Source organism: Dyadobacter beijingensis DSM 21582 (genome assembly GCF_000382205.1).
Classification (GTDB): Bacteria; Bacteroidota; Bacteroidia; order Cytophagales; family Spirosomataceae; genus Dyadobacter; species Dyadobacter beijingensis.
Genome location: NZ_KB907788.1, coordinates 291,309 through 314,131, shown reverse-complemented (window position 1 = coordinate 314,131; position 22,823 = coordinate 291,309). Strand labels below are relative to the sequence as shown.

At 54.8% G+C, this 22,823-nt stretch carries 20 protein-coding genes; 7 read left to right on the top strand and 13 right to left on the bottom strand.

Annotated features, from left to right (window positions below; genetic code table 11):
- The first annotated feature begins 228 nt into the window (after positions 1-228).
- A complete protein-coding gene (locus H144_RS0114960) occupies positions 229-1,473 on the top strand; it encodes a hypothetical protein (protein WP_019942891.1) in 1,245 nt (414 codons plus the stop codon).
- Between the two features lie 55 nt (positions 1,474-1,528).
- Here the strand turns inward: H144_RS0114960 and H144_RS31945 are convergent, their stop codons facing one another.
- Complete coding sequence (locus tag H144_RS31945) at positions 1,529-2,911, bottom strand: ArnT family glycosyltransferase (protein WP_169409399.1); 1,383 nt, start codon at positions 2,909-2,911, stop codon at positions 1,529-1,531.
- Positions 2,912-3,177: 266 nt separating this feature from the next.
- On the opposite strand from H144_RS31945, the gene H144_RS0114950 reads away from it, so the two are divergent.
- Positions 3,178-4,500, top strand: a complete 1,323-nt coding sequence (locus H144_RS0114950) for a rhamnogalacturonidase (protein WP_019942889.1) — start codon at positions 3,178-3,180, stop codon at positions 4,498-4,500.
- 42 nt (positions 4,501-4,542) lie between these two features.
- Here the strand turns inward: H144_RS0114950 and H144_RS0114945 are convergent, their stop codons facing one another.
- The 4 genes from H144_RS0114945 to H144_RS0114930 all read right to left on the bottom strand — a co-directional run bounded on the left by H144_RS0114945 (position 4,543) and on the right by H144_RS0114930 (position 8,289).
- Positions 4,543-6,012, bottom strand: a complete 1,470-nt coding sequence (locus H144_RS0114945) for an MBOAT family O-acyltransferase (protein WP_019942888.1) — start codon at positions 6,010-6,012, stop codon at positions 4,543-4,545.
- 18 nt (positions 6,013-6,030) lie between these two features.
- On the bottom strand, positions 6,031-7,083 hold the full coding sequence (locus tag H144_RS0114940; protein WP_019942887.1) for a hypothetical protein: 1,053 nt from the start codon (positions 7,081-7,083) through the stop codon (positions 6,031-6,033).
- Between the two features lie 213 nt (positions 7,084-7,296).
- Positions 7,297-8,043: an SDR family NAD(P)-dependent oxidoreductase gene (locus H144_RS0114935; protein WP_019942886.1), complete on the bottom strand. Its 747-nt coding sequence runs from the start codon at positions 8,041-8,043 to the stop codon at positions 7,297-7,299.
- A gap of 27 nt (positions 8,044-8,070) precedes the next feature.
- Positions 8,071-8,289, bottom strand: coding sequence for a tautomerase family protein (locus H144_RS0114930; RefSeq protein ID WP_019942885.1), 219 nt, complete (start codon positions 8,287-8,289; stop codon positions 8,071-8,073).
- Between the two features lie 210 nt (positions 8,290-8,499).
- Between H144_RS0114930 and H144_RS0114925 the strand changes: the two genes are divergently transcribed.
- Positions 8,500-9,759 (top strand): Hsp70 family protein, encoded by a 1,260-nt coding sequence (locus H144_RS0114925; protein WP_019942884.1) that lies wholly within the window; start codon positions 8,500-8,502, stop codon positions 9,757-9,759.
- 6 nt (positions 9,760-9,765) lie between these two features.
- On the opposite strand, the gene H144_RS0114920 is transcribed toward H144_RS0114925, so the two are convergent.
- On the bottom strand, positions 9,766-9,948 hold the full coding sequence (locus H144_RS0114920) for a hypothetical protein (RefSeq protein WP_019942883.1): 183 nt from the start codon (positions 9,946-9,948) through the stop codon (positions 9,766-9,768).
- A gap of 25 nt (positions 9,949-9,973) precedes the next feature.
- Here H144_RS0114920 and H144_RS0114915 point away from each other — a divergent pair, with 25 nt between their 5' ends.
- The 3 genes from H144_RS0114915 (at position 9,974) to H144_RS0114905 (ending at position 12,738) form a co-directional block, all read left to right on the top strand.
- A complete protein-coding gene (locus H144_RS0114915; RefSeq protein WP_019942882.1) occupies positions 9,974-11,200 on the top strand; it encodes a Tm-1-like ATP-binding domain-containing protein in 1,227 nt (408 codons plus the stop codon).
- A 45-nt stretch (positions 11,201-11,245) separates the two neighbouring features.
- Positions 11,246-12,121, top strand: coding sequence for a phosphoenolpyruvate hydrolase family protein (locus tag H144_RS0114910; RefSeq protein ID WP_019942881.1), 876 nt, complete (start codon positions 11,246-11,248; stop codon positions 12,119-12,121).
- Between the two features lie 125 nt (positions 12,122-12,246).
- Positions 12,247-12,738: a four helix bundle protein gene (locus H144_RS0114905; RefSeq protein WP_019942880.1), complete on the top strand. Its 492-nt coding sequence runs from the start codon at positions 12,247-12,249 to the stop codon at positions 12,736-12,738.
- 245 nt (positions 12,739-12,983) lie between these two features.
- On the opposite strand, the gene H144_RS0114900 is transcribed toward H144_RS0114905, so the two are convergent.
- The 6 genes from H144_RS0114900 to H144_RS0114875 all read right to left on the bottom strand — a co-directional run bounded on the left by H144_RS0114900 (position 12,984) and on the right by H144_RS0114875 (position 21,172).
- Positions 12,984-13,724 (bottom strand): LytR/AlgR family response regulator transcription factor, encoded by a 741-nt coding sequence (locus H144_RS0114900; protein ID WP_019942879.1) that lies wholly within the window; start codon positions 13,722-13,724, stop codon positions 12,984-12,986.
- A 5-nt stretch (positions 13,725-13,729) separates the two neighbouring features.
- Complete coding sequence (locus H144_RS0114895; protein WP_157504734.1) at positions 13,730-16,906, bottom strand: histidine kinase dimerization/phosphoacceptor domain -containing protein; 3,177 nt, start codon at positions 16,904-16,906, stop codon at positions 13,730-13,732.
- Between the two features lie 64 nt (positions 16,907-16,970).
- A complete protein-coding gene (locus tag H144_RS0114890) occupies positions 16,971-17,408 on the bottom strand; it encodes a response regulator (RefSeq protein ID WP_084599964.1) in 438 nt (145 codons plus the stop codon).
- Positions 17,409-17,647: 239 nt separating this feature from the next.
- On the bottom strand, positions 17,648-19,246 hold the full coding sequence (locus H144_RS31940; RefSeq protein WP_169409398.1) for an arylsulfatase: 1,599 nt from the start codon (positions 19,244-19,246) through the stop codon (positions 17,648-17,650).
- Positions 19,247-19,252: 6 nt separating this feature from the next.
- A complete protein-coding gene (locus H144_RS0114880) occupies positions 19,253-20,647 on the bottom strand; it encodes a sulfatase-like hydrolase/transferase (RefSeq protein ID WP_019942875.1) in 1,395 nt (464 codons plus the stop codon).
- A gap of 96 nt (positions 20,648-20,743) precedes the next feature.
- On the bottom strand, positions 20,744-21,172 hold the full coding sequence (locus H144_RS0114875) for a hypothetical protein (protein ID WP_019942874.1): 429 nt from the start codon (positions 21,170-21,172) through the stop codon (positions 20,744-20,746).
- A gap of 162 nt (positions 21,173-21,334) precedes the next feature.
- Between H144_RS0114875 and H144_RS0114870 the strand changes: the two genes are divergently transcribed.
- Positions 21,335-21,640: a recombinase family protein gene (locus tag H144_RS0114870; protein ID WP_019942873.1), complete on the top strand. Its 306-nt coding sequence runs from the start codon at positions 21,335-21,337 to the stop codon at positions 21,638-21,640.
- A 22-nt stretch (positions 21,641-21,662) separates the two neighbouring features.
- On the opposite strand, the gene H144_RS0114865 is transcribed toward H144_RS0114870, so the two are convergent.
- Entirely contained in the window at positions 21,663-22,820 is a 1,158-nt protein-coding gene (locus H144_RS0114865; protein ID WP_051100129.1) for a sialidase family protein, read from the bottom strand.
- Positions 22,821-22,823 lie beyond the last annotated feature (3 nt).

The window sequence follows — 22,823 nt, the reverse complement described above, 5'->3', positions numbered from 1 at the left end:
TTATCCATTTAGCGGTTTCAGAAATTATTGAACGGCTGGCGGCTAAGGAGATGCCCCGGGCATTGGAAAACAGGTTCCGGAAAAGTCCCGCAAAAAAATTTACCCAAAACCTGTTGCAGGAATGTAAATCGTTTTTAACTTTGAACTACAAAGTACTTTTTAAGTATAGAAAACAATACACTTATTCACCACTTAAATGAGCAGATCACCATTGTCCTTCATTGTTTTATGCGCGAAGAAATCCTGTTAAACCAACAAAACCCGCAGCAACTGGAACGGTTGTACCGCGGCAACAAGCCTGGCTTCAAGGCGGCATTCAATGCATTGTACCCCGAGCTCCCCGGCAACCTGCTGGCCGATGGCTGGTACCAGCGCCTCAATTTCTCCCGCGAAGAATCCACCTGGGGCACGCCCGCCGAACGGACGTTCGTGGTAGCGGCCTCGCTGTTCGCGATACTGGTGGCGAAACTGCCCCAGCTGCTTTCCATCGACGAGGAATTTTTCTATTCCCGCAATGTAGGCTTCATCGTTTTCCCGGCGCTGATCGCCTATTTCGCCTGGAAAAACGGCGCGTCGGCCACTACGCGCATGCTTGCGTTCGGTTTCGCCGCATTGTCGGCGGTGTTCATCAATATGCTTCCGAAGGACAATTCCAGCGACACGCTCATTCTCTCGTGCATTCATTTACCACTACTACTCTGGGCCGTGCTAGGGTACATTTTCCGGGGCGGCACCTGGCGCGACGGCGAAAGCTGGCTGGCATTCGTGCGTTACAACGGTGAACTCCTGGTTATGGCTGCCCTGCTCGTGATCTCGGGCGGGCTCACGAGCGCATTGACCATCAATCTGTTCGGCCTGATCGGCATGGATATTCAGCATTTTTACTCCCAATATATCGTCATCAGCGGACTCGCGGCACTACCCGTCGTGGCCACATTCATTACCCGCGTGCAGCCTACGCTCGTAAACCGCGTGCCGCCGGTTATCGCCCGGATTTTCAGTCCCATTGCGCTCGCTATGCTCGTCGTATACCTTTCTGCAACGCTTTTCGCAGGCAAAAATCCCTACCACGACCGTGAATTCCTTGTCCTTTTCAATGGCTTGCTCGTGGGCGTGATGGCGCTGATCTTCTTCTCCGTGGCAGAAACGCACCAATCGGGCAGCAACCGCTTCCAGTTGATCCTGCTGTTCCTGCTTTCGGCGGTAACCCTGGTCGTGAACAGCATCGCGCTATCGGCCGTCCTCTTCCGCATTGCCGAATGGGGCATTACACCCAACCGCGCGGCCATACTCGGTGCCAATGTGCTCATGCTCGCACACCTTTTTTATATCGGGCTCAAACTCTTCGGCGCGCTAAACCGCAAGTCGGATCTGACTACGGTAGGCGCATCACTGGCCCTTTTCCTGCCGATTTACAGCATTTGGGCGGCAGTAGTGACCTTCGTATTTCCTTTTATTTTCGGGTTTAAATAAAAACCAGCCGTTTGCATCTATGCCATGAAAAGGCTGCCCCTGCATCCGGGGCGGCCTACTTCGCCGAAATGCTGCCATTATCCAGCCTTATCACCAGCATGGCGCTGCCGGCAAGCGGTACTACTCTGAAATGCGGCGAGGCGGTGATGGAGTCGGAAGCGGTGGCCGGGTCGTCTAGATAGGTATAGCGTGTGGCGGTGGAATCGAATGCGACGGAGAGGCGGGCGTAGCGTTGCAGCGGCGTTTGGAGCTCGGAGGAGGTGGAAATGTCCGGGGCAAGGTAAATGTGGCGGCCGGCGGGGATGTGCCGCGCCAGGTCCGTCGACACTTCGTACATCCGGTCCCAGGCGGGGTTAAATAAAGAATAGACCATGATGATGACACAGCAAACCGAAGCGGTAATGAATACAAAACGGCTTTGAAACCGGAATTGCCTGCACCACAAAACGATTCGTTCAACACTAACTGCGGCAAATAAAATAGCGACAAACGGCGTGAGCGGCATTAAATACGGGTCACTTTGCTTAATGCTGACAGACATCGGGCCGATAATCGACATTATAATAAGCAGGTTCAAAAACACGGTCCGCTTTGTTGAATCCGATAATGCTGCTTTCACAATTTGCAACCTTGCGATCAGCCAGATTCCACCGGTCAGAATCAAATGCGGAATGCAATTGACTAACAGCATTTTCAACAGATAAAAATGCGCGGTCCAATGCTCCCCGGCGTGCTCCCTTTTTTGTAAAATAGCCATCATCACCTGCCCTTCGAAATAACTCGTTAACAGCAGATTGGCAGGCGGATATGCTAATGTGATTATTAATAGCAATGCAAATGTCAGTGTTAAAATTGCCGTTCCGCCGAATACCCGCTTTGGCTTTTCTTTATAAACCAGGTAATGCAGGACCGGAAATGCCACTGGGAAAAGTCCAACGGGGCCCTTCGTCAGGCAAGCCAGAAATATGAAGAGGCTCGATAATATCCAATGCCCGATTGCATTGCCTTTGCACGATAATGCGCGCGTTTGCGTATAACACGCAGCCAGGCAGAACATCGCCATCGTCGTATCGAGCATATTGTTCGGTACAGCCCACCATACAATGCGCAGGCTGTACCACATCAGTACCGGCAGCCAGGCTTGGGCTTTCAGCGACGGGTTATGGGCAAAAAGTTGTCGCCAGATCAGTGTGATCAGCACGATGGTTGCTGCAAGTACAAGGGCATTATAGCAGTTCTCGACGGCCGTCGTATCGCCCATGATTTTGAAAAGCATGGATTGCATGCCAAACATCAGCGGCGGATGTTCGCAAAAAAATGCACAGAGGTTGTTATAATTCAGCCAGAACGAATCTGCGAAATAAGGTGCCCAAAATGTCCCGAAGCCTTGCGCCATATTGCGTGAAATAGCCGCATAGGCCAGCCCGTCAACAAACATGACATGATCGAATGATCGCGGAATAAAGGTCATCGCGATAAACGAAATGGTAAAAATCCAACCAAAAATTGTCATTAAATCAGATCCGCGCCGCGTTATGTTTGTCTCCACGATTCTTGTCGTAAAAAAAGGTTGCCTGTTACCTTTCTGGACATCGTTCTAAGGTCGCTCGCTGCACGCCATGTCACCATTCAATCATTTGTAAAACCGCATTTTCACCTTCCCTGGATTGAGTAAAACACGCCGTGCCCAGCCTTCAAGGGGTTATGAAAAACTTATGCATATTCCTCATCCAGCTCATCGCCGCGGCTGCATTGGCACAACCGGGCCGGCCCGGGACCTTCCCCGACGGGACTGCCATACCGCAATGGTTTTCAGACACTTCCAAAATAGACCTGGCCAGCCTCGGCACGCAGTTCGTACTCACAAAGCATGGCGTTTCACCGGATAGCAACGTGGTGCAAACGGCCGCCATCCAGCGGGTGATCGACGAGGCGAATGCGACGGGCGGCGGCGTGGTCGTCGTACCGAAAGGCACGTTTTTGATCGGGGCGCTGTTTTTTAAACCCAAAACACACCTGTACCTGGCCGAAGGCGCCGTGCTGAAAGGCTCCGACAAAATCGCCGATTACCCGATGATGCCCTCGCGCATGGAAGGGCAAAACCTGGACTATTTTCCCGCGCTCGTGAATGCGTACGGCGTGAATGGCTTCACGATTTCGGGAAACGGGACGATCGACGGCAATGGACTGAACTACTGGAAGGCATTCTGGCAGCGGCGGAAGGAAAATCCGAACTGTACCAACCTGGAAGTCTCGCGGCCGCGGCTGGTGTTCATCTGGAAAAGCAACGACGTGCAGGTGCAAGACGTGCGGCTGCAAAATTCGGGGTTCTGGACGAGCCATTATTACCAATGCAACAACGTCAAGATCCTCAACGTCCGCATTACCGCGCCGCACGAGCCCGTTAAGGCGCCCAGTACCGACGCTATCGACCTCGACGTGTGCAACAATGTGCTCGTCAAAGGCTGCTACCTGGCCGTGAACGACGACGCCATCGCATTGAAAGGCGGTAAAGGACCATATGCCGACAAGGACGCGGGCAATGGAAGCAACACGAATATCATCATCGAGGATACGAATTTCGGCTTCTGCCACGCGGCGCTCACGTGCGGGAGCGAGGCCATTCACAACCGCAACGTAGTGATGCGCAACTGCCATATCGAGAACGCCATGCGCGTGCTATGGCTCAAAATGCGGCCCGACACGCCCCAGCGTTACGAGTTTATCAGCGTCGAAAATGTGGACGGCTACGCTTACAGCCTCATTTATGTGAAGCCCTGGAAACAATTTTTCGATTTGAAGGGCAGAAAAGACGTGCCGCTCTCCTACTCTGACCACATTAGTTTGAAAAACATCCGGCTGAAATGTGAGGTGTTTTTCGATGTGAATCCGGGCGATTCGGACAAGCTGTCGAAATTTAGCTTTGAAAATCTCGACATTACGGCTAAAAACGACGCCTATGACAAGTCCGTCGTCCAGGACTTTACGTTGAATAATGTAAAGGTCAATAACAAAATGGTCCGGTAGGCAGCTCGTAGCGCCCACCGGACCATGTGCATTTACATACGGTTAAAACTGGAAATAAATGAATGAACCCGTGCTTTTTTGCGTCAATGCAAGCAGGATCAGCATAATACCCCACAACGTCCCAAACAGCCACCAAGGCATTTTTTCAAACAAACCGTGCACCGTGCGCTCGCGCATTTGCCAGTGACAAACAAGCAGGCCCACCGTCACGATCGCTACTTTGAGCATATCGGGCGTCGTGAGCATTTTGGGGCCCTGCGTAATCACGCCGAACATACAAAGCAACATTTTAATGGCCGTGCCGAAATCGGGTGAGCGGAAGAACACCCACGTCACGTTAACGAGGAAAAACGTGAGCAGCACGCGCAGCAGCAGCGCCATTTTACCGGGCCGTACGGGGATCACCGTTGCCTGCAATACAATGCCGCCCGCATTCACAACTTGCGGCACGCTCCGGGATTTTCGCTGCAATAGCCTTTCGACACAGAGGAAAAGTCCGTGCAAACCGCCCCAAATCACAAAATTCCATGAAGCGCCATGCCATAAGCCACCGAGCAGCATCGTGATCATCAGGTTCATATAGGTACGGAACCGGCCCGAGCGGTTGCCGCCCAGGGGAATGTACAGGTAATCGCGCAGCCAGGTCGACAGCGTGATGTGCCAGCGGCGCCAGAAGTCCGAGAAACCGGCGGCGGCGTAGGGATAGCGGAAATTTTCCGGCAATTTGAAACCCAGGCAGAGCGAAACGCCGATGGCACAGGTGGAATAGCCGCTGAAATCACAGAAGATTTGTCCGGAAAATGCCAGCACAGCCGACCACGCGTCAAGCGGGTTCACCGGGAATGGCAACCCGAAAATAAGGTCGGAAGTATCGGCCAGCCAGCCGTCGGCGATCACTACTTTGAGGAACAAGCCGAGCGTTAGCAGGAACACACCCCAGGAAAACTGCTGCCCCGTCGCTTTTTTCGGTTCTTTGAACTGCGGAATCAGGTCTTCGGGACGGACGATCGGCCCGGCGACGAGGTGCGGGAAGTACGTCACGAACAATGCGAAATCGAGAAACGACGACTCCGGCTTGAACTTACGTTGATATACGTCGATCGTGTAAGACAAGGTGACAAAAGTGTAAAACGAGATCCCGACCGGCAGGATAATGTCCGGTTTGGCCGCCTGGAAAGCAATGCCCATCGAGTTCATGAGCATGGTAAAGTTTTCGAGCAGGAAGCCGCCGTATTTGAAGTAACTCAGCATTCCCAGGTTCAGTACCAGGCTCACTGCGAGCCACATACGACGCCGTTTTTTTTCTTCCGTGACGGAAATCAGTTTGGCCATATAAAAGTCCACGACGGTTGAAAGCCAGAGCAACAGGATGAACGGCGGGTTCCAGAGCGCGTAAAAAATATAGCTGGCTACCAGCAAATTACGTTTTTTCGCAGTCCACGAAAAAGGCATGTTGTGCAGTGCCAGCAGCACCACAAAAAACAGGACGAAGGTGTATGAATTGAATACCATGGCTAATGAGATCGAATGTTATGGATTATGATGAGATACCGCATTTTGCAAAGACCATTTCGTTTTCGTTTCGATGATCCGGGCCAGGTCTTTGGTGAAAGCCCGGGCATCGGCCGGCGTGAGGTGCGACCATTCGGGGCATTTGTAGCGAGAAAGCTCGGGGTAATCGGCAAAATGGATGCCTGCCACGCCTGTTTCCTTCACTAATCTTTCCCAGTACAATGCACGTGGATAGGCCTGCTGCTCGGCATTCCAGACAGCGTCGCTGGAAGGGAACCGCACCAATAAGACCTCTCCGCCCCTCGCACGGATCTTGCCCACGGCTTGCGCAACGGAGCGGATAATGTGGGCGAGCGTATCGCCGCTTACGCCGCGTTTCGCGCTTGTGAGGCCCATTCGCGTCCACACGTCCCTTACTTCACGCTGGGCGGTGGTATCCTTCAAAAAGTTCTCGGTGAAAGAGGTTTGCCGGTTGGGCTGCACATATTCGAATTCCATCGGGAACACGGGGAACACAAACACGCCCGGCCGACTTGCGATCGGCAGCCTTTTGATAAGCGCATTCACCGAATAACGCTCTTCGTCTAGAAACATCAGGTGGTTTTCCAGCGGCTGGTTAATGAAGAAACCCGCCTGCTGCGATAGCGACCATTTGGGGTAATAGTCCAGGCGCTTCTTCGCGGAAGTCTCTGCAAATGAGCCGTCCGGCTGAAAAAAGAGCGGCTCCATCACATCCACGATCACCGTGCCTTTGAACGCGGGATCGTCGGCAAGGTCTTGCAGCACAGGCCGCGGCGTAGTGCCCACAATGCCCAGCTGCACAGGCGACTGGCCCGTGATGCCTTCCCAGGTTTGCAGGTCGATATCGAATTTGGCACGGGAGGTACCGACGATCACCGGCCCGGCAGGCGTAGCGTCGTAAATTTGCTGACGCGTATGCGCCCACAGGCTTTCGTCGTCGTTGTACGACAGCGTGAACCCGCGATTCCGCAGGTAGGATTCCCAACCGATCAGGAAGAGAATCACGAGCGTACCGGCAAGGCACGCTGCTTGAAAGTTTGTCTTTTTCATGGCTCAAAAAATTAAAGTAAAAGCATCCCTGCCCCACCGGTGCGCGTCCGGCGGTTTCGGTTGTAAATCAGGAAATTGTAATTACAGCCGAAATTTACTTTAACTTTTTGTACCTGAAAACAAAGGCCACCGAATAGCTAGTGACCGGTAATGTTTTCTGAGTGAGCGTGTTAGATATCTAGGGTGACATAGAGACGGCTTGCGCCCCTTCACTTAGCCAATATGGTGGCCGGCCACGTGGCCGCCGTCAAGGTTGATCACCTCACCGGTAATGAAGCTGCTGCCGGCCAGGTAGAGTGCCAGCTGCGCCACGTCTTCCGTTTCGCCGATGCGGTCCACCAAATGCAGGCCGGCCAGGCTGTCGGCGTCTGTCACACCGGTTTTGGCTTGGAGCGGGCTGCGGATAATGCCGGGCGCGATACAGTTCACGCGGATATTGTTCTTCCCGAATTCCGCGGCCAATTGACGCGTCAATGCATGGATGGCGCCTTTGCTGGAAATGGGCGCCGTGGCCGGAAAGCCGCCGATGGCGTGGTCCACAAGCACCGTACCGATGTTGATAATGGCGCCTTCGCCCTGTTGGAGCATCTGGCGGATCGCCGACTGGCTCGTGAAATACGTCCCTTTCAGGTTAGTGTCCAGGAAGCGGTCGAGGTGTTCCTCATCCACGTCCAGAAAGCTTTTAGGCTCGAATACCCCCGCGTTGTTGATCAGCACGTCCACTGTGCCGAACCGCGCCACGGCGGTATCTACGAGCAATTTCCCTGTCGCTTTGTTACTAATGTCGCCCGCTACCTGCACCAGGCGATCGTGGTGGCCGAGTTCGGCGTAAGTAGCGGCCAGGTTTTCCGCATTGGCCGAGTTGATGATCACACGGTGCCCGTGTTGAAGAAAAAGTGCGGCTACGGCCCTGCCTATCCCGGTCGATGCGCCGGTAACGATTACTGTCTGCGTTTTCATAATGGTTATTTCAAAAAAATGGATGGACTATTTTCTTTGTGCAGTGATCCCTTTCTCACGCAATACGGATACCTGCTCGCCGGCATATCCCCAGTCGTCGGGCTCCACTTCGCGGATCACGACGTGCGTCAGGTGCGGGTCTTTGTCGAGTACTTCCGTAATGAGGTCGGTCACGCCTGAAATGAGCGCTTGCTTCTGCGCGCGGGTAACGCCTTCGCGGGTTACGTCAATTTGTATGAATGGCATGTCTGTTTCATTTAAAGGGTTAACAATACCTTAATTGTCAATACTTTATTCCGTTTTGACATTACAAAGTAACCCGATCCGCCGCAGACCATTACGTGACCTACATCACAACTTCCACGCCGGGCAGCCTGCGTTTTCTGCATTAGTTTCGCAAAGCATTTGCATTACCCGACAAATAGTAGGACATTTGCGCCCCCAATTTTGAAAAAAATGACTACTCCTGTTTTCTGCGGCATCGACTTCGGTACCTCCAATTCCAGCCTCGCCATAGCCAGTTCCGACGACGTTTTCCTGATTCCCGTCGAGAACGACCACAAAACCATCCCGAGCGCCATGTTCTTCGCGCGGAAAGACAATGAGGCATTCTTCGGCCGCGCCGCCATGGAACGCTTCCTGAACCGCAACCCCGGCCGACTGATGCGAAGCCTCAAACGGGTGCTCGGCACGCCGGCCATGCGCCAGGGCACGATGGTGAATGGGGAACTGATGAAGTTCGACCAGATCGTGGCGGCGTTTCTCGACCAGATGAAACGCAAGGCCGAAGCCGACTGCAACACCGAGCTCAAACACGTGGTCATGGGCCGCCCTGTACACTTTGTCGACAACGACCCCGCCGCCGACCAGCGGGCCGAGGAGGAGCTCAAAGCCATTGCCCAAAGCCTCGGCTTCGAGCATATCGGCTTCCAGTTCGAGCCGATCGCGGCCGCATTCGCACACGAGGCGCGGGTATTGGGAGAGAAACTGGCGATGGTTGTGGATCTCGGCGGAGGAACCTCCGATTTTACAGTAATACGCCTCTCGAAAGAAAATGCAGGTAAGCACGACCGAACGAGCGACATTCTGGCCAACACGGGGGTACGCCTCGGCGGCAACGATTTCGACAAGGACCTGAGCCTCGCGCGCATGATGCCCGAGCTGGGATTCCGGACAACGTACGGCGTCAAAAACCTCGAAGTGCCCTCCTATCACTATTTCGACCTGTCGGAATGGAGCAAGGTCAATTTTTTATATACCAACAGGACCATATTCCAGGCCAAACAACTGCTGCGCGAAACGCATTCGCCGGAAAAATACGGCCGGCTGATCAACGTCCTCGAGCAGGAAAGCGGCCATGCCGTACTCGCCGAAACGGAAAATATCAAGATCGGCTTAACGCAAAACGACGCCTATGTAGCGTCGCTTCCGTTTATCGATGAGGATTTGCAGATCAATGTCGAGCGGGAGGTGTTCAATGCGGCGATCAATACGAAAACGCAGCGCATTGTCGAAGCCGCCCGCCAATGCCTCGACAGCGCCGGCATCGCGCCGGAGGCTATCGGGCTGGTGATCATGACCGGCGGCTCCACGGAGATCCCGCTCATTCAGGAACGTTTCCGCGCACTTTTCCCCGCCGCCGAATGGTCGGAGGAGAACAAGCTGTCGAGCGTGGGGCTCGGGCTTGCCTATGATGCCCGCAACCGGTTCTCCTGAGGCGGATTAGCGCACGGGCAGCCATACTTTGTTGCCCTTGCCGCTGCGGTTGCCCATCGCGTAGTAGGGTACCGCGGTAAAGGTGCTTTCTTTCCCGCCGGTATTCACGGTTTTGCCCGTGATGACATTCACACCATTGAGCAGCTCCTTGCGCCGGAAATCGCTTTGAGGCGCGGGGTTGCATTGCATACGGATATGTGGTTATACTTGCATTATGTCAATTTCAGATAAAAGCATTCTCCTACTCGGCTGTTTCGACACCAAGGGCGATGTTTTCGCCTACCTGCGGGACTGTATCCTGGCGCAGGGCGAAACGGTCGTTACGATGAACACGGGCGTTTTCGGCACGACCGACGCATTTCCCATCGATTTCGAAGCCGAAGCCGTAGCGGCTGCCGCGGACCAGGACATAGGTTCACTTCGCCGCGACCGCGACCGGGGCAAGGCCATCGATATCATGGGCCGGGGCGCCGCGAAGCTCGTCGCGCGGCTTTATCAGGAGGGGAAAATCAAAGCCGTCGCAGGGATGGGCGGCGGCGGCGGTACCTACATCGCATTGTCGGCCATGCAGGGAATTCCGTTCGGTGCGCCCAAAGTGTGCCTCACCACACTGGCAACGAAAGACCTTTCGCGCCAGATCGGCGACAAGGATATTATGCTGATCCCTTCCGTGGTGGACGTGGCGGGGATGAACCACATTCTCCGGCAACTGGTGGCGCAGGCCGCCGCGGCCGTGTGCGCCATGGCCAATGTGCAAACGGCCGGCACCGATATGCCCACGCGCAGCATTGCCATCAGCATGTTCGGCAATACCACGGCGTGCGTCGACAAATGCACCGAACTCCTGACCCATGCGGGTTTTGAAGTCCTCGCGTTCCATGCCACAGGCGTGGGGGGCAAAACGATGGAATCGCTCATCCGCGAGGGCTGCTTCGACGCCGTGCTGGATATTACCACCACCGAGCTCGCCGACGACCTTTGCGGCGGCATTTGCAGCGCCGGGCCTGAAAGGCTCACGGCAGCGGCCGATATGGGCATCCCGCAGGTAGTGGTGCCGGGCTGTATGGATATGGTGAATTTCGCCCACCTCGACACCGTCCCGCGCGCTTTCGCAGACCGGCATTTGTACAGCTGGGCACCCGATGTGACGCTCATGCGTACGGACGAGCGCGAGAACGCGATCCTGGGCGAGCGCCTGGCGCGGAAAGTGAGCCGTTCGCCGGTATCGGCCGCCGTCGTGCTCCCGCTGCGGGGCATTTCGCAGGTCGCATCGGATGGGGGTATTTTTCACAATCCGGCTGCCGACAATGCCCTTTTTACGGCCATTAAAAAACATATCAGCGGTCAGGTCACTGTCACCGAAGCCGATACGCACATTAACGACCCGGCATTTGCCCAGCTATTGGTAGATACCTTGCTGGGGCTGATGCGGAACCGGTAAATGATCAATCAATCTTAATTCATTCATAACCACAACCGAAATATTATGCCTAATCCATGGACAGGAAAGGGAAACCCCTACACGAAACAGGAAGTAAGGGACCGCTTGCAAGCCACGATCGACCAGGGGAAAGCCATTATCGCCGCCGGCGCCGGCACGGGCATCAGCGCCAAATTCATCGAAAAAGGGGGCGCCGACCTCATTATCATCTATAATTCCGGCCGGTTCAGAATGGCCGGGCACGGCTCCACGGCCGGGCTCATGGCCTACGGCGACGCCAATGCCGTAGCGATGGAAATCGGTGAATTTGAAGTACTGCCCGTCGTAGAGGAGATACCCGTCATCTGCGGCGTCCACGGCTCCGACCCGCGCCGGAGAATGTGGCACCATTTGCTGAAAGTGAAGGAAATGGGCTTTTCGGGCGTCAACAACTTCCCTACCCACAGCATTGTGGACGGCCATTTCAGGCAGGTGCTGGAAGAAACGGGGATGGGCTTTGCGAAGGAAGTGGAAATGATCCGCCTCGCTACGATGATGGACCTTTTCTCGATCGTGTATGTAGCCACGCCGGAAGAAGCGCGGCAAATGGCCGAGGTAGGCGCCGACGCCATCATCGCCCACGTAGGTACCACAGTAGGCGGTTCTATCGGCGTGGTGGACGCCACTTGCAGCATGGACGAAGCCATCGAACGCACCCAACGCATCGGCGACGCCGCGCGGGAAGTGAATCCGAACGTATTCGTCCTCGCCCACGGCGGACCCGTCAACACCCCGGCCGACGTTCGCGAAGTACTTGCCAAAAGCGACATCCACGGCTTCGTAGGTGCCTCGTCGCTGGAACGCATGGGCGTAGAGCAATCGCTGACGGAGCTCACACGGGAGTTTAAGCGGATTGGGTTGGGGGGGCTGACTGACCGCTGATGGCTGACCGCTGACCGCCGATGGATGACCGCCGACCGCTGACCGCCGATCGCTGGCCGGTGATTGCCGACAGTGGTCCGCTGACCGGTGAATGCCGATAGCTGACCGCATTTTGGTATGCAGCGATGGGCTTATTGTATCGATGGATAATTGATCCTCAACTTTGGATTATTCTGATTGGAATAAAGGATGCCGCCTGTTTTTATTGGAACAAAAAAGACGGGCGGTGGTCGTTTGTCGCTACGTTGTTTATGTCATACAAATTTGAAAAGCTGGAAATTTGGAGGCTGGCAATTGAATTTGCGGACGACACACATATACTCACTCGGAGTTTTCCCAAAGAAGAGCAATTTTCATTGACCTCGCAATTCAAAAGAGCTGCCGACTCCATATCACTTAACATTGCAGAAGGCGCGATAGGACAATCTAACGCTGAGCAAAGGAAATTCCTGGGATATTCAATTCGCTCATTGGCTGAATGTGTTACCTGTCTACACCTTTCGCGAAGAAGGAACTACATCTCGCCAGAAGATTTTACTCAGCTGTATAGCCGCTCAGAAGAATTGTTTGCAAAAATGAATAGACTCCGCAGCAGCCTGGGAAAGCCGAACATGTGATCATAGAAGGGCAGCATCAGCGCTCAGCCGTCAGCATCACCTGTCAGCCGTCAGCAACATCGGTCAGCCGTAGGTGGTCGGCAGTCGACGGTCAGCCGTCGGCAGTCAGCAACACCGGTCAGCCGTAAGGCAGTCGGCCGTCAGCGGTCGGCAGTCAGCGGTCGGTGGTCGGCAGTCAGCGGTCAGCGGTGAACAGTCGGCGGTCGGCGGTCGGTGGTCGGCAGTCACCGGTCACCCCTCAGCCGTCAGCGGTCAGCTATCCCCAGCACCCGCAAAAGCTCCTCCCTGTACGACTTGCCGATCGGCAGCTTCTCGCTGCGGAGGGAGATTTCGTTGGGGAATATATCTTCGATGTAGTGGCTGTTTACGGCAAAGCGCCGGTGAATGCGCAGGAAACGGCCGGGGTCGAGCTGCTCGGTGAAGTCGTTGATCGTCGATCGGACCACAATCTTTTTCTGGGAAGTCAAATGCAGCAGGACATAGTTCGCTTCGCTTTCCAGGTAAAGCAGCTCGTCGAAGAATACCTTTCTGAACACGTAGCCGTCCTTGACGAATAGGTAATTCCGCGTGGCTGACGCGGCCGGCTTTTCGAGCTTTTCGATGGCTTGCTTGCCGGTGAAATTAAGGAATGCGATTTCGATGGCGGCATAGAGCTCTTCTCTGGTAAACGGCTTGACGATATACGCATGCGGTTTCACCTTTTTGGCCCGGTCAATGGTTTCGAAATCGCTGTTGGCCGTCAGGAAGATGAAGGGCAGTTTATTGGTCTCGTTCAGCTGTTCGGCCACGTCGAAGCCGTCTTTTCGGCCGGCCAGCTGAATATCCAGCAGCAGCAGGTCGGGTTTATCTTTTTCGAGCATTTGCATGGCCTCGGTGTAGTTGATCGCCGGGCCGCAATGCTGGTAGCCCAGCTCGTCGAGGGTGCTCAGGATCGTCCGCGCTATCACGAGCTCGTCCTCGACGACACCTATTTTCAAATCTGCCATAAGGGTTAGTCCTGGTTTTTTCGTACTTCGCGAGTGGTGAAATCAATGGTAAATACTGCCCCACCCGCCGTTTCGTAATGCAACCGGCCGCCGATTTGCCGGCTCAGGTCGTTGACCAGCTGCAATCCGAGGGTTTTGGCGGTATGCAGGTCGAACGACGCCGGTAACCCCGGCCCGTTGTCGGCGTAGATGAGCCGGTACCTGCCGTCGGAAACGGCCCGGATCGTTAGTCGTATATCACCTTCGGGCACATTTGTGAATGCATATTTAAACGAATTTGTCAACAATTCGTTCAAAATCAGGCCCAGCGGCACCGCAGAATCGATATCGAGATACGATTCCGGCGCTTCGATCGCCAGCGAAACCGGTTGATTTGTCTGAAAAACGCTCTGCACCTGCCTTGCCAGGTCGTTCACGAACCGTTTCAGGTCAATGCCGCTCAGGTTTTCGAACTGGCACAAATTCTGGTGGATCAATGCGATACTGCGCACACGGTTACGCCCTTCCTGCAATGCTTCGCGCGCCGCGTCGTCAGTAAGGCTTTTGCCCTGCAATTCCAGCAGTCCCGAAATCACCTGCAAATTGTTTTTCACCCGGTGATGGATCTCTTTCACCAATACATCTTTTTCCAAAAGCAGGGCGGTCTGCTCCGAAAGCGACTGCTTCAACTGCATCGTCCGTTCGTTCACCGTCTCTTCCAGCCTGTTTTTTTCCCGCGCCAACTGCCTGATCCTGAATTGAATAAACAGATAAACCAGCAATCCGATCATGAGCGCGACCGCGAGGAGGAAGTACCATTGCAGGTAAACCGGCTTCAACACTTTCAGAGGAATGCTCAACTCTTCCTTGTTCCAGGCCCCTTCCCTGTTCTGCGCCCTGATCCGCAGCAAATAATCTCCATAAGGCAACCCACTGATCCTGACCGAATTTTCGTGGATAAAAACCCAGTTTTTATCCAAACCCGCGATCTGGTATGCGTACCTCACCCCTTCCTCTTCGGCAAAATCGAGCAGTTGGAAATCCAGCGTGAAAAACTTGTCGTCCGGTTCGAGCACGATCCGCGGATTGCGAAGCAGCTCGGCGGTTTTGTTGACGAGCTCGTTCACGCCGCCCACAAACTGATTGAATGAGATCACCCGCAACGGCACACTCAGCTGCGAAGTATCAGCCCGGAAATCGGCCGGGTCGAAACCCGCTACACCGTTTAATCCGCCGAAGTACAGCTTTCCGTCAGCCGCTTGGAAGGACGACGTCCGGTTGAACTCGTTATGGGCAATGCCGTCGGTGGTCGTGTAGGTTTTAATCGAAAAATCTTTGCTGTTAAAACGGATCAGGCCGTAGTCGGAGCTGATCCAGAGGTGCCCGAACGCATCCGGCTCAATGCGGTAGAGCACGTCGGAAGGAAATCCTGCCGTAATGTTGAACTGCCGGGCAGCATTCGTTTCCGGGTTCCAATGATAAAGCCCTTCGCCGTTGGTGGCCAGCCACCAGCTGCCGTCGGCGTCCCGCCAGGCGTCGAACAGGCTCAATGCATCAAGTAAAGGCGACGATAGCCGGGTCATTACACGCCCGTTTGCCGTGTTGCGGAACTCGTAAAGACCATTTTCTGCCACGGCCCATACTTTCCCTGCCTTGCCCTTCAAAAAACGGTATACAAACCGCGCCTCCGGCATCGCTGTCGAAACCGGCAATGAATCGATCCGGTTCGTGAGCGTGTTGTAGACTGAAAAGCCATTGATCCGTCCTAGCAGTAACAGGCTGTCGTCCAGCGGGTACAGCGACCATATTTCAGACGGCGGAGCCGGCAGCGCAGTCATGGTATTTTTCGCCATATCGTAGCGCGAGAAGCCCACTCCGCCTGTATAAATGTCGTTTTTGTGCCTGATCAAACCGTAGTTGATATACGGATTGTTAATGGCCTGCATGCGCTCGCGCGGCCGGCTGAACGTGTGCGTCCAGATGTTGGCAACCACATCCCCGCGTGCGTCCGCATAGATGCCCCTCGCCTGGCCGTTCGCCTGCGTGGACTGCTGGGTGGTTGAAAAGTAGTGCCTGAAACGGTTCTTTTTGACGGTCAGCTGCATCACACCCGAAGATGTACACAGCCACAGGTTACCCAATTTATCCGGAAATAACCTGTAAATGAACAGGTTCTCGAATCCTTTTAATTCATTTTTACCGATCACCCGCAGGAATGCGTGACGGTTCCAGATATACAGCGCGTCGGAAGCGATGTAGAATGCCGCCGATTGCCCGTCCGTGGCCGGCCATACCTGGAACCAATAGCGGCCTTCTACCTGGTCGAGATGATACTTTTCGAGCTCCGGCACAGGCAGCAGCTTACCGTGCCCGTTCAGCTTCTCCACAACAAATGCATCTACATTGGCAGCGGTGTTATAGGTGATCATCAGTTCCTTGCGATCGGTAAGGCCGATGGGCAGCGAACGGAGCACGTTGTGCTGCCGAAATGTAGTTACCTCGTTCCCGTCCACCATGTATTGGACCTGCCGGTTGACCAGCTTCAAATGTGCCTTACCCTGGATAAATGTGCAAACGGGCCCGGTTGTACGATAGTCAAAAAGCGAATCCTGCCTGATCCATTGCTTCATTTCGAAAACCAGGCGAAAGCCTTTTCGGGCAGAATACCTCCAGTACCGAAATGGCGACGCCGTAAGGAAACTGATCTCACCGGTACCGTCATTAGCGATCCAGTACACGTCCCGCTCTTTGAACGGCAGTTTGGGAAATGCGGCCGCAAGCGTATTTACCTCGTGGGTGGTGGCATCCATCACATCCACCTTCCCCATTGTCGTGAGTTGGAAACCGGCGCTGCCATATTGTATAAAAATACGGTTGGCGTCGTCCACGGCGAGCTGAACTACCTTGTTCTCCTGCAAATGGTTACGCTGGCGGGTGAAAAGCAGGGTCTTGCTGCCGTCGAAACGGTTCAGCCCGTTACGGGTACCAAACCAGAGAAAGCCGGACGAATCCTGCGCACCGCAAAACACCTCGTGTGAAGCGAAACCGTTTTCGACCGACAACAGCCGTTTGGTAATGGTGTAATCCAGGCTTGTACGGATAGAATCCTGCCGCCCGAACAGCACGTGGGCATTAAGCAGGAGCACCAGTAACAAAGACCTGCAAAAACCGCAACCCGCGATTTTCGGCGAACGATCTGCCAACGATGAGGGATTTTAGTGATGGAAATGCCAAGATAGCGCATTTTATCTCACCAGGAAACCGTCGTCAGGTGCCGGCAAGCTGCAAATGCACGTAAAAGTCGTTTTCGGAACGTGCGCGCCAGTCGATTGCGAGCACATTCGCGAGGAGGCTGCTCAGATCCTCCATCGAAGTGGGTTTGGAAAGGTATCCCGTCGCGCCGAGTTTGCGGGCCTGCTCTACCGTGAGGCGGTCCTGCGCCGTGGAGAACAGGAACACCGGGAGCACCTTGGAATAATGTTCGCGAATGTATAAAAGACATTCAAGGCCCGTCTGAACAGGCATGTTGATGTCCAGGAAAACAATATCGGGCTTCCCTGCGCCCGTAGCTTTCAGTGCGTCCAGCACTTCCCGACCATTCCCGAATACTTGGATCGCATAGGCAGCTGTAATGCTATTCAATGCGCGCTCAAACAAATAAATGTCGTCCTGGTCATCCTCTGCCAAAAAAATCAATTGTTCCATTTGCGGTTCACCGGGTGCGGCCGGCTGTTGCGGGTTCTAGGTTATGTTCATGGAAGGTATCGTGCCGTAAAACGGCTGCTCCGTTGGCATATACAGGTAAATTCCATGCCATGAGACGCTCCCGCCGTCCCACCCGCGACGACTGCCGGCTTTCACCTTTTTTGCATTGAAATACACACAAAAAACCCGGCAGTGAAACCGACCGTGGCTTTTGTTCTACAATGCTGGGGAAAGTGCAGTTACTTTTCGGGATACCGTTTGAAATAAATCTTGCCCTTTGGAAAAACCTTATGCGCGCCGGCCCACTCGTCCCAATGCGCTACAAGGTCTTTCAGGATATCGGGATGCAGGGCGGCGACGTTGGTTTTCTCGGTCCGGTCGGTAGCGAGGTGATAGAGCTCCCAGCTATCGCCGGGCAGCTTTTTCACGCCTTTCCATTCGCCGTGGACCACCGCGCAGTTTTCTTCGTGCTCCCAATAAAAGTAATCGTGGGTTTTTCCGGCGCCTTTCGTGATCGCGGGAATCATGGAAATGCCGGGGGCCTTGATAATGCTGTGTTGATTAAATGTGGCCGGATAGGAAGCCTTCGCCACTTCAATGGCCGTCGGCATGAGGTCGATCAGGTGGTAGGGCGTTTTCACCAGCCCGCCTGCACGGGATTTGATCCCCGCCGGCCAGCTTACGATCAGCGGCGTGGCTGTTCCGCCTTCGTAGGTCGTGTTTTTCCACTTTTTGTAAGGCGTATTGGACACCGTGGCCCAGCCCGCCCCATACGATACCGCCCAAAATTTGCCCGGATCGTTTACCTCCGCCAGCGGTTTTCCGCCCAGCTCCTGGTAAGGCTCCGCCGCCGCGCCATTGTCCGACAGGAACAGCAACAGGGTATTGTCGAACTGCCCCCGCTCTTTCAGGGATTCGATAACTTTTCCAATGTTATAATCCAATGCATACACCTGCGCCGCGTAGACGCTCATGCGGTAGGCTACATCCTTTTGCTCTTTGGGCGTCAGCTCGGCCCACGGGCGCATATCGCGGTCGGAAATGCCCCATTCCTTTTTAACCAAACCCATTTGCAGCTGCTTCCGCCACCGCTCGTGCCGGATCGAATCCCATCCGACGGCATACCGGTCCCTGAACTTTTCAATATCGGCCTCCTTCGCATGCAGCGGCCAGTGCGGCGCATTGAATGCCAGGTAGAGGAAAAACGGCTTCGTATCCTTTTGCTCGCGGATAAACCGCACGGCATTGTCGGCGAATGCGTCGGTGGTATAGTAATCGGCCGGCACGTCGTAGCCCGGCTCGCCGTTGTCTACCGTGATGCCCCGCGGCGGGAATGGCTTCAGATAGCTCGAACCGCCCGATAAAATGCCATAATAGCGCTCAAACCCTCGTTGGAGGGGCCATTTGTCCTTTCCGTGCATACCTACATGCCATTTTCCCGCCATGTAAGTATGGTAGCCGGCCGTTTTCAGCACCTCGGCGATCGTGACCGAGTTTTTGGTCAGGTAGCCGCGGTAGCCGTCCACGCCCTCGTTGTTCACCGTCGTGTCCTCGGGGTCTTCGGCCATGCGCCCAATACCCGCGTCGTGCGGGTACAGGCCCGTGAGCAGGCTCGCACGGGAGGGGCAGCACCGGGCGTTGTTATAAAACCGGGTGAAACGCAAGCCACCCTTCGCCAGCGCGTCGAGGTGGGGCGTCGGGATTTCACTGCCGTAGCAGCCGATGTCGGAAAAGCCCAGGTCGTCGGCGAAGATCACGACAATGTTCGGGCGCTTCTGCTGGGCGACCAGTGTGCCCGAAAATGCCATTAGGCACAGCAATGCAACGTTTTTTTTCATGATGAATCAGTGGACATTCAGTTTCGGAAGCGACTGCCACCAGGCCGACAGCTTACCGCTCAGCTCCTTCGTTACCTGCGGCTCGCCGGCTTGCAGGTTATTCGTTTCGGCACGGTCTTTCGCAATATTGTACAACTCCGCATTACTACCGTCGGCATTCATCAGCAGCTTCCATTCCCCCGAGCGGACGGCCAGGCGCGGGCTTCGATCGGTACCTTTCGGATAGTTATAGGCAATGTCGTTGCGGCCATATTCCCAGAAGATTTCCTTTCCCCTAAGGGAAGATTTACCCAAAAACACATTCGAACGGTCGAGCCCGTCGCCTGCGTAGTCTTTGGGAATTTTCACACCCGAAAGCTTCGCCAGTGTCGGCAGGAGGTCGGTGGCGTGTACTTCGGAGCGTTCGTCGGTGCGGTTGGCGGGAATATGGCCGGGCCAGCTCACGATGAACGGCATATTGATGCCGCCTTCGTACAAAGAAAGTTTGGAGCCCCGCAACCCACCGCTGCGCCGACCGCCAAACGTAGGCAGCGCGCCATTATCGGAAGTGAAAATGATGATGGTATTGTCTGCCATGCCCAGCGCTTTCAGCCCTTCCACCAACCGGCCGACCTGTACGTCATATTCTTTGAGAACGCCCTTAAAAGCGGCTTCCTCCTGCGGGTTCATGGGAAATTTACCCGTGTATTCCGTTTCTACCCGCGGTACCCAGGGCGTATGCACGTCGTCGGGCCAGAGGTTGATGAAGCACGGCTGACCTTCGTGCCTGCGCAGGAAGTCCAGCGTTTTGTCAACGAAATACTGGCTCCGGTCCCACCGTTTGATGCTGTCCTTCTCGGACCATATCCAGTTGGTAGCCGTGATGGCCGGGTCGGGCTCGGGGCTTTCGTAGGTGCTGGCATGCTCGTCGAAGCCATATTGGGCAAATCCGGGCGCATCGGTCACATCGCGGCCGCCGCCCATGTGCCATTTCCCGAAATGCCCTGTCGCATACCCCGAATTTTTGAAAAACCGGGCAATGGACGGCGCCTGGGTAGTCAGGTAGTCGATTTGCTCCGCGTCGCGGTTATGTTTTCGGGTGTCCAGGAAAGTAGTGAAATTCCACTTGCCCGGGTACATGCCGGTGAGGATGCTGGCCCGCGAAGGCGAACAAATGGGTGCGCCGCTGTAATATTGGGTGAGTTTCAAACCGCTCGCCGCGAGCTTGTCGATGTTCGGTGTGGGCACGATATCGCCACCGAAAGCACCGATGTCGCCATACCCCATGTCGTCGGTCAGGATCACGATCACGTTCGGCTGCGAGGCTTTTTTCCTTTGTGCGTCGCCAGGCAATGCATTCAGCATCAACCCGATACCCATCAAAAGCCCGCAAATGCCGGTTATTCCGGTAAGTTTCATCATAGCATTTCGTCATTTCAGTTGCCGCTAATATAGTAATTCGATAGAATTAGCAGTACTAAAATGAAACTTCCCAAACCCATCCAGCAGGACCGTCTGTCAGCAAGCGACGGGCTGCAAGCCCCACCAGGCTTTGACGCGACTGAAAAACAGCTGGAAATAATTGGGCTTACGGATCATTAGCCGCGAAGTAAATGCCCGCTGGGTTTTGGCAGCAATGGTCCTCCCCTGATCGGGACGCGGGGTATTGGAAGCGGCGAGAATGATCTCGACGGCACCGTTGGTAAGGCCGTGAATGTCATCTTGCAGGTCTGCAAGCAGGGATGGTACGGGCCTGCGCAGGTGGTTGCGATCGGCGATTTGGATGGTGGTTTTAACGGCAAAATCATAAATCTCCTGCGAAAGCATGTCGCAGAGCTCGCACAAGTCGGCCCGGCGCTCGGGGAGAATGATGTTGCGGGATTTCATTTCCTGGATTTTACGCTCGGTTTTAGTAACCAGTTCGGTCCTGATTTCATTCAAAGTCATTGTAATGGGGCTGTTAGAGGAGTTGTAAGAACGCATGAACGTTCCCAGAAAGATTATCAATATTTCGATAGATTCCAAGGTTCTAATTTTTTTCTAATCTTCAATTGCCGTCCATCGCGCCAATGTCACCTACTTTTAACTTCTCATCATGAAATTGCGGGAATGATTACAGGATACTTGCCCTACCGGGCTGATGACACTTTTGCACACCAACTGGAAATGGCGGGCTGCCAGCGCATCGTGGCAGAGCTTGAAATAAATGCAAAATCCGCCCTGGAAACGCTCGTTTCGGAGTTGCGGGACGGCGATATACTCGTTGTCAGCAAAGCCGGACACCTTGGTTCCCAGGCGGATTTCATTCAGATACTCATTCAGGCAGGATTGAAACATGCCCACCTCGTTTCGCTGGCAGAGGATATCGACACGCTCCGCGACTCGCTGATCCTCAACAGCCAGGCGATCCGCTGATGCGAACCGCCTCAGCCCGGCACTACCGCGACCATTTCATTTCCTTAAACACAATGGCCTTGTAGCCGTCGCGCTCGTACAGCACGCCGATCGTCTGCGCGCCGGTTTTCACGATATCGGAATAGGCCGTAAAATCCTTCTCGCCCGCCGAACTCTTGTCTACCGGGATTTCGCGCGCCCAGGTTTTTCCGTCATCGAAACTGATCCGCAGGGTGAGGTTATCGCGCTTTTTAGTGTCGGCCGCGTTGGTAAATGCCAGGATGTTATGGCCCTTGTCTTTGCCGATGGTAAGAATGCTGCCTTCGCAGACGGGGTCGGGCAGGTTATGGTCAAAATAGGTGGTATCCCAGCTCGCGCCGCCGTTTGCGCTCACTGCCACAATGCGGACCCGCACGTCGCCCTTCTGGTTGCGCGCGTTGAACATCAGCCGGCCGCCCGAGATCTCCGCGGCGGTGGACTCGTTACCGCCCTCGACGGGGATCGTTTCGGCGAGTTGGAATGTCTTGCCGTGGTCGTCGCTGTAATAGCCGTGCGCCCGGTAGTCGGTAAAGGCCGGTTTGGGATCGCCCTCGCTGTGGTTGGCGGGGATGTAAATACGTCCTTTGTGCGGCCCGGAGGCCAGCTGCATGGCATGACCCGGACTGTTGGCATAACTTCGCCAGTCCTCCTGGAAATTATACGCCGCATTGACCTCCGGCTGTTTTGGCCGGTGTACCTGCGTCGTGATATTCACCGCTTCGTTCCAGGTTTTGCCGCCGTCCGCCGACGTTTTGTACCACACTTCCCGCAGGCCCTTACCTTTCCGCACTTCGCCTTCGTGGTTGTTGCCGGTATTGTAAAACAGGAACAGCCTGCCCTTCGTATAGGACGGATCGGTGAGGTCCATTACCGGCGCGGGGTTACCGGCCTGCAAGGCATCATAGGTGGCCACCACCTGCAATGCCGACCACGTTTTACCCCGGTCTTTACTGCGTTTCATCACGATATCGATATCACCGAAATCGCCGCTGCCGCCTACCCTGCCTTCCGCAAACGCCAGCAGCTCGCCCGCGGGCGTAGCCACAATGGCCGGAATACGGAACGACTTGTAGCCATCCGTACCCGACACGAAGACGGGCGTTTGCGCCTGTGTCACGTGCGCGAGGATCAGTAAGAATGCGGTCCTAAACAGATATCTCATTTT

Bases quoted from the DNA above. Each gene is read 5' to 3' on its own strand.
- H144_RS0114960 (WP_019942891.1), top strand. From the start codon at position 229: ATGCGCGAAGAAATCCTGTTAAACCAACAAAACCCGCAGCAACTGGAA.
- H144_RS31945 (WP_169409399.1), bottom strand. From the start codon at position 2,911: ATGTTTGTTGACGGGCTGGCCTATGCGGCTATTTCACGCAATATGGCG.
- H144_RS0114950 (WP_019942889.1), top strand. From the start codon at position 3,178: ATGAAAAACTTATGCATATTCCTCATCCAGCTCATCGCCGCGGCTGCA.
- H144_RS0114945 (WP_019942888.1), bottom strand. From the start codon at position 6,012: ATGGTATTCAATTCATACACCTTCGTCCTGTTTTTTGTGGTGCTGCTG.
- H144_RS0114940 (WP_019942887.1), bottom strand. From the start codon at position 7,083: ATGAAAAAGACAAACTTTCAAGCAGCGTGCCTTGCCGGTACGCTCGTG.
- H144_RS0114935 (WP_019942886.1), bottom strand. From the start codon at position 8,043: ATGAAAACGCAGACAGTAATCGTTACCGGCGCATCGACCGGGATAGGC.
- H144_RS0114930 (WP_019942885.1), bottom strand. From the start codon at position 8,289: ATGCCATTCATACAAATTGACGTAACCCGCGAAGGCGTTACCCGCGCG.
- H144_RS0114925 (WP_019942884.1), top strand. From the start codon at position 8,500: ATGACTACTCCTGTTTTCTGCGGCATCGACTTCGGTACCTCCAATTCC.
- H144_RS0114920 (WP_019942883.1), bottom strand. From the start codon at position 9,948: ATGCAATGCAACCCCGCGCCTCAAAGCGATTTCCGGCGCAAGGAGCTG.
- H144_RS0114915 (WP_019942882.1), top strand. From the start codon at position 9,974: ATGTCAATTTCAGATAAAAGCATTCTCCTACTCGGCTGTTTCGACACC.
- H144_RS0114910 (WP_019942881.1), top strand. From the start codon at position 11,246: ATGCCTAATCCATGGACAGGAAAGGGAAACCCCTACACGAAACAGGAA.
- H144_RS0114905 (WP_019942880.1), top strand. From the start codon at position 12,247: ATGGGCTTATTGTATCGATGGATAATTGATCCTCAACTTTGGATTATT.
- H144_RS0114900 (WP_019942879.1), bottom strand. From the start codon at position 13,724: ATGGCAGATTTGAAAATAGGTGTCGTCGAGGACGAGCTCGTGATAGCG.
- H144_RS0114890 (WP_084599964.1), bottom strand. From the start codon at position 17,408: ATGGAACAATTGATTTTTTTGGCAGAGGATGACCAGGACGACATTTAT.
- H144_RS31940 (WP_169409398.1), bottom strand. From the start codon at position 19,246: ATGAAAAAAAACGTTGCATTGCTGTGCCTAATGGCATTTTCGGGCACA.
- H144_RS0114880 (WP_019942875.1), bottom strand. From the start codon at position 20,647: ATGATGAAACTTACCGGAATAACCGGCATTTGCGGGCTTTTGATGGGT.
- H144_RS0114875 (WP_019942874.1), bottom strand. From the start codon at position 21,172: ATGACTTTGAATGAAATCAGGACCGAACTGGTTACTAAAACCGAGCGT.
- H144_RS0114870 (WP_019942873.1), top strand. From the start codon at position 21,335: ATGATTACAGGATACTTGCCCTACCGGGCTGATGACACTTTTGCACAC.
- H144_RS0114865 (WP_051100129.1), bottom strand. From the start codon at position 22,820: ATGAGATATCTGTTTAGGACCGCATTCTTACTGATCCTCGCGCACGTG.